Raw genomic sequence first — 11,227 nt, forward strand, 5'->3', positions numbered from 1 at the left:
TTCTCACAGGCTGGTGTCACGCCACGTGACGGTCAGCAGGGACGTTTGCCCGGTCGCCCCGGGCAGGGCCGAGCCGCGGTACGCGATCTCGTTGCTGCCGGGCAGGAGCAGCGGCCACGAAGAGCCCGCGCGCACCCACGAGCGGCGGGGGCTGGTGCCCATGAACAGCACCGCGCGGCTGCGGGTGTCGATCAGCAGGTACTCGCCCGCCTGGAGGCTGGCGTCGATGGTGAGCAGGCCACCCGTGGTCACCTGCTCGATGGCGGGGTTGGCGACCGGACCGTCCAGACGCAGCACCGGAAACGCGGGCGACGCCCCGCCGTTCACGGCGGTCAGCCGGCCGGACGTGCCGGCGCTGCCGTAGGTGCGGCCCGTCGTCGGGTGCAGGCGGGACGGCGAGGCGTTCGGCGTGGTCTCCCACGTGGCCCCGGGCTGGTCGCCGTCGATGTAGTCGTGGAGCGTGGCGCCGGTCTCGGCCAGCGCCGCATCCGCGTACCACTTACCGCCGACCGCCGAGGGCGTGAACGACACGCTCACGTTGTCGCAGGTCTCACCCGCGGCGAGGGTGTACGACCCGGTGACGCGGGTCCACACCCCGGTTGGCGGGGCAGTGATCGCGGTGGTCTTCAGCGTCGTGTTGGCGCCGAACTTCCAGCCGATGAACCCACCGGACCACGTCACGCCGGGCAGCAGCTTGACCCACACGCCAACGTTGATCGTCTGTCCGCCGCTGACTGGCTCGATCGTCCACCGCGTACCAGCTGCGGCCGTGTTGACCGCCACATGCTCGATGGACGCCGCGCCCACGTACTGCTCACTGGTGACCCGGTTCCTCGTGACGGTCGCCCAGAAATCGGTGTTGCTCAGGTCCACCTCGGCCGAGGGGTTCAGGACGATGTTCCGCACGAGCGGTGCAGCGCTGCCGTACACGAGCGGGTACGTGCGGCCGGCGGCCGGACTGTAGGCAGTAGTCCATGCGGACTGCTCGGCGAGGCCGTACACGTACGGGTCGGCGCAGTAGAACTCCAGCGCCGCGTCGCCGAGCCTCCAGAGGTATTCGGCGTCGTACGGGATGTTCCGCTTGCGGCACTTGGCCTGCACCATGACGCCCTGGTCCAGGAACTGGAGCGGCGCCGGGGCGGCCTGCGGTTGCGTCGCGGCGCGCAGGGCGAGGCTCAGCGCCCGTAGATCGTCGGGGCTGTCGCCGCGCATGCCCAGCTTCATCTGGATGGTGCGCGGACCGGTGTAGTCGGGGCCGGTGTAGTCGCCGTGCTGGCCCGGCCGCTCCACGTCCTGCGACCGGATCTCAGGCAGGTCGTCCACGCCGTCCAGCGCGGTGATCGTGTAAGGGGTGCCGGGCCCGAACGTGAGGTCACCCCACTGGATCTGACCGAGTCGCTGCTGCGCCACCGTCACCGCCTCCCCACGAGGCCCTGCCACGACAGCGCGCGCAGGATGCCGTCCGGCGATGCCTCGGACTCGTACAGGTTGAACGTGTTGTGGGTGTCGCCGCCGCCGGCCGGGGCCGCGTAGGCGGAGGCCACCTGCGCAGCCGACGGCGTCACCGCGAGCGCGCCGCCCACGGCCGAGGTCGCGCCGAGCATGTCCACCGCCACCGAGCGGGCGGCGCCCACGACGCGGGCCGCGCTGGCGAGGACGCCCCCGCGCCAGCCCTCCATGTCCATCTCGCCGATCGCGTGGAACGCGCGGGATGGGCTGCGCGTCTTGTGGACGGACTTGACGGTCTTCAGCATCTGCTCGGCGATGCGCCGCATCACGGCCTCGATCTGGCTTTCCTGCGACTTCAGACCGTTTACCAGGCCCTGCGCCGCGCGGATGCCCGCCCCATACAGGGCATCGCCCACCGTGGCGCCCGTCGCCGTCGCCGACTTGGCGAGCTGCGCCTGAAGGTCGTTGATCCGGCGTAGCTCGGCCGGTGTCGCCTTGGCCAGCGCCGCGGCCGTCGCTGCGCCGCCGGACACTCCGGCGTCGGCGATCTGCTGGAGCAGGTCCGCGCGCAGGCCCGACGTGCGCAGCTTGCTGATGTTGGCCTGGAACGCGGTGGACGCCTTCAGCGCCTGCTGGAGCCCGACCGTGATCGCCGACACGCTGTTGACGTCGGTGTGCCCCTTGGTGATGTCGGCCTCGCTGAGGATGCCCGACGTGATGTCGCCCGCCGCCTTGGAGCGGGCCTTCACCAGGTCATCCAGCCGCTTCTGCGCCGCATCCAGCCGCTTCAGTACGGCGTCCCGCGCGGTGACCTGCCGCCCCAGCTCGGCCGTCGCCCGCGCCAGGCTCTTGGCGATACCCGTGCGCACGTTCGTGGGCAGCGCCTTGGTGATCGACTGCAACTTGGCGCGCAGCTGCGCCGTGGTGCCGTCGATACCGGCGATGAAACCCTGGATGAGCAGGCGGCCGGCCGGGGTCAGGATCTTGGCGTCCTTGGCCGGCGGGCCCTTCCAGCTGGTCAGCTTGGAGGTGAGGCCGCTCAGGGTGTCCTTGACACCGCCGATCATGGACTTGATGCCGTTGATGAATCCCTGAATGAGGCTCTTGCCCGCCGACAGCAGCGTCCCGCCGATGCCCGCCAGTACCTGCCCGGCCTTGCTCGGCAGGCTGCGCACGTACGACACGGCCTCGGAGATCTTGCTGCTGATCGAGGAGACCAGCTGCGCGCCGGCCCGGATCACGGGCCCGGCCATGCTGGAGGCGAGGGACGCCAGAACCGACGCGGCCTTGCCCGGGAACCCCTTCAGCCAGTCCACCGCGATACCAATGGCCTGGCCGACCTTGCTGCCGATGGCCATCGCCTGCCCGGCGATCGCCAATGCGGCGTTCTTCACGGCGTCCTTGGCGTGCTGCCAGGCGCCGGAGAAGTTCCCGGACAGTAGGTCGGTCAGGATCTGGATGGTGGGGATCACGATGTACGTGATCCGCGAGGACAGCACGTCAGCGAAGATCCCGGCCAGCCCGGCGATCAGCCCGACCAGCGGCTGAATGATCGGCATCAGCCCGGAGACGATCTTCAGGACCAGGTCGCCCACCACCTGGATCAGCGGCGCCACCGCCACCATCAGCGAGGCGAAGCTGGCGCCGATCTGCGCCAGGCTCGGCGCCAGCTGGACGACCAGGTCGGCCAGGACCGGGAACAGGGTCTGCGCCAGCTGCGCGATCAGCGCCGCGAACGGGCCCACGACCGCAGGCAGCTGGGCAAGGATCGGCGCCAGCGCCGTGGTCAAGGCCGTCGCCAGCTGGGCGACCACGGGCGCGGCTGCGGCGAAGATCTGTCCGACCGCGGCCAGCAGTGGCATCAGCGCGGGCAGCAGTGCCGCCACCAGCTGACCGATCACGGGCAGCAGCGGGGACACCGCGGTGAGCAGCTGGCCGATCGCCCCGGCGGCGAGGAGCAGCACCGGGCCCAAAGCCTTGATGATCGGCTGGAGTGCCTGCCCGAGCGAGCTGACGAGGGTCTGCACGGGCGGTCCGAGCGCGGTGATCACGGGGGCGATAGCGGCGAGCGCGGTCCCGAGGAGCGGGGCCACCGTCTGGGCGATGACGCCCATCGTCTGGAACAGCGCCCCGAGTGCGTTCTGCACGCCTGCGCTGTTGGCGATCCCGGCAATCGCTGCGGTGATCTGCTGCAACATGCCGATCATGCCGCCGCCACCCGCTGGGACGGCGTTAAAAACTGCACCGATGATCTGTGCGACGTTGCCGCCGACCTGCGCCAGCTGGCCGATCAGATCAATCGCGCGCTGAATGGCCTGCTGCATCGCGCCCGACTCGAACGCCTGCGACAGCTTGTCGCTGATACCGGCCGCAGCCCGGCCCGCGCCCGCCGTCAGCTGCTCGAACGACGGTCCGGCCGCCGCCGCGATCTGGCCCAAGCTGTTGACCACCACGGCGGGGACGCCGGACAGGTTGGTCAGGCCCTTACTCGCCGAGCTGAGCGCCTTCCCCAGGGTGCCGGTGTCGGCCAGATGCCGGGCCGCCATGAGCGCGCCCGTGCCCATGTTGTTGAGCGCGCCGGCCGACGTGAGCAGGTTGGTTCGCAGCACGGGCAGCACGCTTTTCGCGGTCCGGTCCAGCTGCGTGGCGAGGCCCTGGAACACGCGCTCTTGGACGGCCTGCTGCATGCTGCGCAGGCTCGGGCCGAGGGTCTGCACCTCCCGCGCAAAGGAGCGCGCGGACGGGCTGAGCTTGTCCAGTGCCTTCTGGAAGTCCTTTGCTTTGCTCGGGTCCAGTGCGGCGGCCAGGGCGTCGCCCATGCCTTGCGATGCCAGCTTGACCGCGCCCGACGCCAGCTGAATCGACACCAGGCCCGTGGCGGCGACACCGGCCGCGGGCGCGATGTTGGCTAGCGTGGTGGCGAGCGCCCCGGCCGCCGGCACCGCGGTGCCGATCGTGGCCGCCACTCGGCCGAAGCTGGCGGCCACTCCGCCGATGGGCCCGGCCATGCCGCCGATCCGGCCGAGGAGCCCGACCAGGCGGCGCGGCCGGTCCTCGTCCACGTTCACGTCCACGCGGACGTCGGTGTCGTCCACGCGGCGCGCGGCGGCCAGCAGCTCGTCCAGCTGCCGTGTCGCCTGCCGCGTGCTGGCCTGGACGTTGATGTCCGGGTGGGTGTCGCTGAGCCGCTGGAGATGCGGCGTCAGCTCACCGATCCGGCGCATGGCGTCAGCGATCGACACGTCCACGCCGATGCGCTGGCTGGACAGCTGCGCCAGCTCCCGGCGTACCCGCGCAAGGTCGCGGTCCACCTCGCTGCTGTTGGCGTCGATCTGGACGTCCGGCAGGTGCGCGAGCAGGTCCCGCAGCTCGCGCTGCACCCCGCCGCCGAGCGCCGCCCCGATGCTGGAGCCTTGGCGCTGCGCGTCCGCGATCGTGCCTTGCAGGCCGTTCAGGTTGACCGCGAGATGGGAGACGAGATTGGGCAGGTTGATGTCGTCTGCCACTGATCATCTCCTCACGTGCGGCGCATCGACGCGAAGCCCAACAGGGATGCGCCATCAGCGGGTTCGGGATCGCGGGTGCCGCCGGACTGGTGGGCGGCCTGGTGCTCGTCGGCCAGCGTCAGCAGCTGGCCCAGCGTCATGTCCCAGAAGGTGTCGGGAGAAATGTGGAGGGCACCGACGGCGAGGTAGTAGAGCTGAGACCAGGGGAAACCGTCTCCACCGTCTGCGCGGTCGTCTCCCGCGCGTCGTCGTTTCCCAGGCCGGCCAGCGCCTTGGAGAACGCGGCGTTGAACGCCTCCACGTAGCGCTCCAGCTGGCTCGGCAGCAGCAGGTCCGCGAGGTCGGCGCCGTCCGTGCGGCGACGGAACGTGATGTCGCCGCTGATCCGCCGTTCGCCCTTGGCGTCCTGGTGCTCGCGGTAGTGCGGCTCGAACCCGCCGGGGCCGAGCGTGCCGGCGCCCACCAGCTGAATGATCGGGCCGAAAGCTGCGCCCTTGCCGGTGATGTCGACCGCGCTCTGCACGGCCTGCACGGACCCGTACCGGGCTTCCAGCAGGGCGAGCGCGCGCATGGGGTAGCGGAGCGCGATCTCGGTTCCGTCGGTCAGGGGGATGGTGCCGCCTGCGGCGAGCAGGTCGTGGCCTTGCGTCATGGTGGTGGTGTCCCTTGTGAGTGCCGGGTTTCGGCCTGCGGATGGGGCGGGGCCGGGCGGGCGCGCTGAGCGGGACGCGCCACGCCCGGGGTCTCATCAGGTGATCGCGGCGGCGGTCTCGTTGATCGTCACGCTGATCCACTTGCCGGTGGAGATCAGCGGCACGGCGCGCGCCTCGGACTCGATCGTGCGGTAGTCCTCCTCCGCGAGGCCGAGGCCGGGGAAGGACGAGAGGATGCACTTGTGGAGGGTGAAGTGGACGTCGCCAGTGATGACGTCGCTGCCACCGGTCGGGGTCGCAGCCTCCAGCTTGAACGGCAGCGGCTTCGCACCCTGCGAGAGGTCCCACACGCTCTTCTGCGAGGGCGTCGTACCGGAGTCGGTGACGGTCCCGCCGAGCAGGGCGACCATGACGTCCAGCGACAGCTTGGCGTGCGGGAACGACACCGTGACGTTGCTGATGGACGAGTCGCTGTCCAACAGGCCGTTGTCGCCGCGCAGCTCCTTCACCTCCACGTCGCCGGAGATCTCCACCGACTTGATGCCGGGCACATCGATGACGGTCCCGTACGTGGCGGTGCCGCCTGCGGGGTCGGTGAGCAGCGCCGAGATCTTGGCGTCCTTCACCGCGTAGAGCTTGGTGACTCGGGAGAGTGGCATCGCGGGTTCCTTCCTGGTGCCGGGGTCCGGCCCTACAGCGGGGCGTCGTTGGTGTTGAGGGGCGGGGAATCGGGCGCGGTGTCCTGGATGACCTCGGTCGTGTCGCCGTCCAGGCGAGGCAGCGGGCCGGCGTCCTGCGGGACGATCCACCCGTCCACCACCCACCACGAGATGCCGGGCCGGGACCCGGACTGCACCGCGAGCGCGCCATGTCCCTGCTCGGACAGGAAGGCGACGCGTTCCACCTCGGCGCCGGGCGGCGCCGGCCACGATCCGGCGAGGTAGCTGATCACGTCCTCACGGGCCATCGGCGTGAACATGACGGTCATGTGGGGATCACCTCGTTGCGGCGCAGCCTGCGGTGCACCTCGACTGTGATGGACTCGCGGATCGTGTTGTCCGCGGCGGGAAAGCGCTGGAGGTCCCGCGCCCGTACGGCGGTGACCGGGCTAGGGGCCTGCGGCAGGCGGCACCCGTGCAGCGCCGCCATGAACACCTCGGCAAGGCCGTACCGTTCGCTGTTCTTCGCCAGCCGGTTCGTCACCTTGGCGCGGGCGGGCTGGACCAGGTCGACAGTCAGCACTTCCATGACGGACAGGTCCGCGTCCGGGTCGCCGAAGTCGCCGTTCGCCGCGGTGCTGAGGCTGATCGTCTGCCGCTGGATGATGCCGAACGGCGGGGCCTGCCCCGGGCGGGGCCCCTCGCGGAAGAACGGCACACCCGCGCCGAGTCCTTCCAGGTACGCCTTCAGCGCGCCCTCGGTTGTCGCGGCCATCAGCGCCTGCCGATCTGCGAGGCATGCGCCCGCCAGAAAATGGGCGTCAGCTCGATGGCCGGCCGCAGGAACGGCTGCGGCCTGGTACCGGGGTGGTTGACCTGCGCGACCGGATGCGCAGCACCCGGCCAGAACAGCGCCTTCTTGTGCAGCGGCTTGATCACGTGTGGGGCGGTGCCGTACTCCACGGCCGCCGCGTAGCCCACGTTCGTGCCGACCACGTACCCGAGGCGCCGGCCACCGCCCTCGGTCCGCGACACGATGGAGGAGCGCAGCCGGCCAGTGTCGACCGGGGCGCGGCGCCTGGCCTCGTTCTGCACGTCCACGCGGGTGCGGTCCACGGCGCGCTCCACGTCGTCCGACATGCGGCCGAAGTACCGACGCAGCCCGCGCTCGTACGCGCGGGTGTCGATCTGCACCGAGGCAGCCGTACCCATCCGTACCGGGACCGAGCGACGGAAGCGCATCACACACCCCCCAGCAGGCTGGTGCGGTTCATGTACGAGACGAGGAGGGCGTCTACCTGCGTCGATCCGGTTGACGACGACGCCGAGACGACGGGTGACGACGCCCTGTCGTCGGTGTCCTCGATGCGGACGTTGTTGCCCTCGTCGTCCACGTCCAGGCCGCCGTCCGTGGCGTCCGGGTCCGTCGGTGCGGCCTGCCCCTGAAGGTGGGCGGCGAGCAGCGCGCACCCCTCCTTCACCAGCTGCGGCACCTGCGCGTACCCGAACACGCCCACGACCTTCACCTGCTCGGCGCCCCACCGCTCCCACAGGCCGAGCCACCCCCCGTTGTACGACTCGGCCCCCACCACGAGATCGTCATAGCCGCCCCACGCCAGATGCAGGGCGTCGATCTGTCCGAGCACGTCAGACGACGTGACCCGGTACGACGACGACGGGAGCGACGGCCCGTCGTCAGCCTCCAGGACGGGCAGCACGCTCGTGACCGAGCGGACGCGGCGCGGAAGGATGACCAGTCCATCCGCGCCCACGTCCGCCACCACCACCAGGTCGGTCGGCTCGAACACCTGCTGCGTGTAGTCGGTGATCCGCTCCGTGGCAGCAGCAATCCAGGCAGCGACCTCGGCGTCAGTGCCGATCGCCCCCTTGGCGCGCGCGTCGTCCACGGAGCAGTACGCCATCCGTCAGCCCTCGCTGCTCTCGCTGCCGGACTGCTCGGCCTCGGCGGCGTCCAGCTCGCGCTTGACGCCCTCGGTGATGACCTGTCCCTTGGCGACGATCTGCCGGGCGTACCCGCCCGGGTGGGTGTTGACGACCGGGCCCGTCGGCTCGCCGGTGCCCGCGGCGTCCAGGGCGCGGAACGCATCGTCCGGCGCGGTCTGGCCGACGTCCCAGCCGTCGCCCGCGGCGTACTCCTGCGTGCGTACGGCGGCCGGGTTGGGCTGCTGCTCGGTGGTCGTCTCGTCGGTGCTGGTCTTACGGGTGCTCGCCATGGCTGGCTCTCCTCACGGAAGGACGGTGGGGTGGGCGCGGCCGGGGACCGCCGGCCGCGCCCGGTCGGTCAGGACGTGGCCGCGGCGAACGTGATCTTCACGAAGCACTGCGGGGTGTGAACCGCGAGGTTGGCGCGGCGTTCGGCGAGGACGACCAGCGTGTTCTTCACGAAGAAGTCCGCGTGCGAGTCGGTCATCAGGATGGTGACGCCCTGCCGCTCCCACAGCGTGGCGCCCATCCGGAACCCACCGAGCAGCGCGGTACCGGCGGTCATCGCCACGGTGGTGACCACGGTCAGACCCCACAGACGGGTCGGCGCGCCGGCATCCTGCACGGACGTGATCACGCGGAACTGCCCGTTCTGGTCCTCGTCCAGCTGGATGTCCTGCCAGTCGACGGGGTTCATGACCACGGAGTCCGGCGGGTACAGCGCCAGTTCGGCCTGCGTCCTGGCCTTGCGGATGGTGATCAGCTTCGGGTCGGTGCTGCCGACAGGCGGCTGATACGTGCCGATGCCGGGCGTGGTCAGCACACCCTGAACCTCGGTGGTCCCGTTGCCCACCAGGCACTCGCGGTCGAGCTTGTACTCAAGGCCGTAGCTGAGCCTGCCGTTGATGTAGCCCATCAGCTGGCCGTTGTCGTCCGCGGCCTGCCGGGTGATGGGCACCCAGTGGGCGACCGTCTTGAGCGTGGTCGTGATCGTGTCGAACGCGAACGGCCCCGACTGCGGCTTGGTGTCGCCCTCGGGGACGACGGCCGCCTTGTTCCACGTGGACTGCGGGCCCGAGACGTCGCGCAGGTACTCCAGCGTGCTGCCGTCCGACGTCTGCCGGTCGAACAGGTTGGCCACCAGCAGCGGCAGATCCGGGTTGGTCGGGATGGTTCCCGGGACCCGGGTGTTCTGCTGGGGGATGGTGCCGGTGGTGACCGCGCCGGCAACCGGTGCGCGGAATTCGACCGCGCCCGACTCGCCGCGGCAGCCACGCTCTCGGAACGCCTCCAGTGCGGCGGACCGTACGAACGCCTCGGCGGCGGTGACCGGGTGCGGGTTGCCCCGGTCGTCGGGCTGCATGCCCGGCTCCTCGCGGCGCTGCTGGCCGGGCTGCGGCTGCGGGTCACCAGGCGGGACGAGGCCCTGGAGGCGGCGCAGGCGGGAGTCCCGCTGCTGCGCGGCCTCGATGTCGGCGGCGATCCGGTCGGCGCGCTGCATCAGCTCGTCCACGTCGCCGTCATAGTTCGGGTCCTGGAGCAGGCGCACGATCTCGTCGCGCTGCTCGATCAGGGTCGGGGCGCCGCCCTTGATGGGGTAGATCGGTCGACCGTCGCGGCGGCGACCGATGGGGCGCACCTTGGCGAAGTTGCCCATGGTGTTCCTTTCCGGTCCGTGGACGGCGCACAGCCGCCCATGCGTCATGGGTTGCTGCGGTCCGTCTTTCACGGCCGGTGGATCGCGCCCGGCATGCTCGCGGCTTTTACGTCCGGTGCGAGCGGCCCGGATGTGGGGAGAGTAGATCCACTCCCGGTGTGCGTGCGGGTGGGGGCTGCAATTCGCAGCGACGACGGGCGTCTACCTGCGTCGTCCCCGCCGGAAGCCGCGCCCGTTGTGGTGCTGCGGCAGCGTCTTGTACGGCTGGCTCGCCTGGTTGCGGTGCGCCCACTTCCGAGCGAACGGCAGCTTCCGCGCGAACGCCATCCGCCACTGCGCCTTGCTCACGAACCTGCGGGCCATCACGCACCCCCCACGGTCGCCAGCCGCAGCCACGCCGCGCGCCGCTGCCGCTCCTGCATGCGCCGGTCGTCGTCGGCGGCCTGGTCCTCGGCGAGCATGCGCAGCTGCTGGTCCACGGTCGGCTCGCCCGCAGCCACGTACAGGTCGCCGAGCGCGGACCGCACCGTCTTCAGCTTGCTGCCGGGGACCGCGGCCATGCGGGCGGTGATCTGCGAGACCTCCACCAGGCGCGCGGACCGGATGTTCTCCAGGGCGTCCTTGCGTTCGTCGTCGCCCATCTCGGCCAGCTTGGACCACTCGGGCAGGTCGGTGCGCACGAATCCCACGGACAGCTCGGGCGCGCTCCCGGACCGGGCCATGACCCGGGCGTCCCGGCCGGCGGCGGTGTCGTCGTAGCGGCCCTCGATCCACAGGTGGTCGTCGCGCTCCTCGGCGCGGAACGTGCCCACCGGGCGGGTCGGGTCGTGCATGAACAGGAGGGCGTAGTCCCTGCGGTCCAGGCCGCGCCGGAACACGCCCGGGTGGAACGTGGTGCCGTAGCTGTCGCGCTTGTTGTAGCGGCAGGCGTACCCGGCGAACGTGCCGTCGTCGCCCTCGCCGACGCGCCACTGCACGTCTTCCAGGCTGCGGAACAGGATCTCGGTCACTGCTGGCCTCCCTTGGCCGTCTTCAGCGCGTGCTCGGCGTAGACCTCGGCCACGCCGTTCATCACGTCCCGGTGGGAACTGCTGAGGTTGGGGGCGTACCGGTACACGGCGCGGCCCTGCCCGTCGCGGCCGTCGTACTCGTACACCACCTGCCCGTTGCTGAACGTCATCAGCTTGGGCACGTCGCCGTTGATGTCGGTCCGGACGGCGATGTCGCTCTTGCCGTCGAACGGGCCGCGGCGGACCTCGCGGAACGGGACGCCCTGCGGGCAGTACGCGCCCTTGTACTGGGCGTGCCCGGCGGGCTGGAGGATGGCGCGGACCTCGCCGCGCAGCAGGGTCGCCATGG

The 11,227-nt window shown here is 70.9% G+C and carries 14 protein-coding genes; all 14 read right to left on the reverse strand.

The window, feature by feature from the left end; all coding sequences use genetic code 11:
• Positions 1 to 3: 3 nt before the first annotated feature.
• Positions 4 to 1,410, reverse strand: coding sequence for a phage distal tail protein (locus tag ACZ64A_RS08995; protein WP_469809213.1), 1,407 nt, complete (start codon positions 1,408 to 1,410; stop codon positions 4 to 6).
• A 2-nt stretch (positions 1,411 to 1,412) separates the two neighbouring features.
• Entirely contained in the window at positions 1,413 to 4,955 is a 3,543-nt protein-coding gene (locus tag ACZ64A_RS09000) for a phage tail protein (protein ID WP_469809214.1), read from the reverse strand.
• An 11-nt stretch (positions 4,956 to 4,966) separates the two neighbouring features.
• A complete protein-coding gene (locus tag ACZ64A_RS09005; protein ID WP_469810144.1) occupies positions 4,967 to 5,119 on the reverse strand; it encodes a hypothetical protein in 153 nt (50 codons plus the stop codon).
• The gene (locus ACZ64A_RS09010) at positions 5,092 to 5,607 is read right to left on the reverse strand and encodes a hypothetical protein (RefSeq protein WP_469809216.1); all 516 of its coding nucleotides are present in this window, start codon (positions 5,605 to 5,607) and stop codon (positions 5,092 to 5,094) included. Before ACZ64A_RS09010 ends, ACZ64A_RS09005 begins: the two co-directional genes overlap by 28 nt.
• Positions 5,608 to 5,703: 96 nt before the next feature.
• Complete coding sequence (locus ACZ64A_RS09015; RefSeq protein ID WP_469809217.1) at positions 5,704 to 6,267, reverse strand: major tail protein; 564 nt, start codon at positions 6,265 to 6,267, stop codon at positions 5,704 to 5,706.
• Positions 6,268 to 6,299: 32 nt separating this feature from the next.
• Positions 6,300 to 6,596, reverse strand: a complete 297-nt coding sequence (locus tag ACZ64A_RS09020) for a hypothetical protein (protein WP_469809218.1) — start codon at positions 6,594 to 6,596, stop codon at positions 6,300 to 6,302.
• A complete protein-coding gene (locus ACZ64A_RS09025; protein ID WP_469809219.1) occupies positions 6,593 to 7,042 on the reverse strand; it encodes a hypothetical protein in 450 nt (149 codons plus the stop codon). Before ACZ64A_RS09025 ends, ACZ64A_RS09020 begins: the two co-directional genes overlap by 4 nt.
• Positions 7,042 to 7,461 carry an HK97 gp10 family phage protein gene (locus ACZ64A_RS09030; RefSeq protein WP_469809220.1) on the reverse strand — a complete coding sequence of 140 codons (420 nt, stop codon included), beginning with the start codon at positions 7,459 to 7,461 and terminating at the stop codon, positions 7,042 to 7,044. Before ACZ64A_RS09030 ends, ACZ64A_RS09025 begins: the two co-directional genes overlap by 1 nt.
• A gap of 47 nt (positions 7,462 to 7,508) precedes the next feature.
• On the reverse strand, positions 7,509 to 8,189 hold the full coding sequence (locus ACZ64A_RS09035) for a hypothetical protein (RefSeq protein ID WP_469809221.1): 681 nt from the start codon (positions 8,187 to 8,189) through the stop codon (positions 7,509 to 7,511).
• 3 nt (positions 8,190 to 8,192) lie between these two features.
• Positions 8,193 to 8,501, reverse strand: coding sequence for a hypothetical protein (locus ACZ64A_RS09040; protein ID WP_469809223.1), 309 nt, complete (start codon positions 8,499 to 8,501; stop codon positions 8,193 to 8,195).
• A gap of 68 nt (positions 8,502 to 8,569) precedes the next feature.
• Entirely contained in the window at positions 8,570 to 9,868 is a 1,299-nt protein-coding gene (locus tag ACZ64A_RS09045) for a phage major capsid protein (RefSeq protein ID WP_469809224.1), read from the reverse strand.
• Between the two features lie 201 nt (positions 9,869 to 10,069).
• Positions 10,070 to 10,231 carry a hypothetical protein gene (locus tag ACZ64A_RS09050; RefSeq protein ID WP_469809225.1) on the reverse strand — a complete coding sequence of 54 codons (162 nt, stop codon included), beginning with the start codon at positions 10,229 to 10,231 and terminating at the stop codon, positions 10,070 to 10,072.
• Entirely contained in the window at positions 10,231 to 10,878 is a 648-nt protein-coding gene (locus ACZ64A_RS09055; protein ID WP_469809226.1) for an HK97 family phage prohead protease, read from the reverse strand. The genes ACZ64A_RS09050 and ACZ64A_RS09055 overlap by 1 nt, the downstream gene beginning before the upstream one ends.
• Positions 10,875 to 11,225, reverse strand: coding sequence for a hypothetical protein (locus ACZ64A_RS09060; RefSeq protein WP_469809228.1), 351 nt, complete (start codon positions 11,223 to 11,225; stop codon positions 10,875 to 10,877). Before ACZ64A_RS09060 ends, ACZ64A_RS09055 begins: the two co-directional genes overlap by 4 nt.
• Positions 11,226 to 11,227 lie beyond the last annotated feature (2 nt).

The organism is Streptomyces sp. NPDC104814, from assembly GCF_055583185.1.

What these genes read in the sequence shown, in the direction of transcription:
- ACZ64A_RS09040 (WP_469809223.1), bottom strand. Translation starts at nt 8,501, where the DNA reads ATGGCGAGCACCCGTAAGACCAGCACCGACGAGACGACCACCGAGCAG.
- ACZ64A_RS09050 (WP_469809225.1), bottom strand. Translation starts at nt 10,231, where the DNA reads ATGGCCCGCAGGTTCGTGAGCAAGGCGCAGTGGCGGATGGCGTTCGCG.
- ACZ64A_RS09035 (WP_469809221.1), bottom strand. Translation starts at nt 8,189, where the DNA reads ATGGCGTACTGCTCCGTGGACGACGCGCGCGCCAAGGGGGCGATCGGC.
- ACZ64A_RS09015 (WP_469809217.1), bottom strand. Translation starts at nt 6,267, where the DNA reads ATGCCACTCTCCCGAGTCACCAAGCTCTACGCGGTGAAGGACGCCAAG.
- ACZ64A_RS09045 (WP_469809224.1), bottom strand. Translation starts at nt 9,868, where the DNA reads ATGGGCAACTTCGCCAAGGTGCGCCCCATCGGTCGCCGCCGCGACGGT.
- ACZ64A_RS09060 (WP_469809228.1), bottom strand. Translation starts at nt 11,225, where the DNA reads ATGGCGACCCTGCTGCGCGGCGAGGTCCGCGCCATCCTCCAGCCCGCC.
- ACZ64A_RS09025 (WP_469809219.1), bottom strand. Translation starts at nt 7,042, where the DNA reads ATGGCCGCGACAACCGAGGGCGCGCTGAAGGCGTACCTGGAAGGACTC.
- ACZ64A_RS09010 (WP_469809216.1), bottom strand. Translation starts at nt 5,607, where the DNA reads ATGACGCAAGGCCACGACCTGCTCGCCGCAGGCGGCACCATCCCCCTG.
- ACZ64A_RS09020 (WP_469809218.1), bottom strand. Translation starts at nt 6,596, where the DNA reads ATGACCGTCATGTTCACGCCGATGGCCCGTGAGGACGTGATCAGCTAC.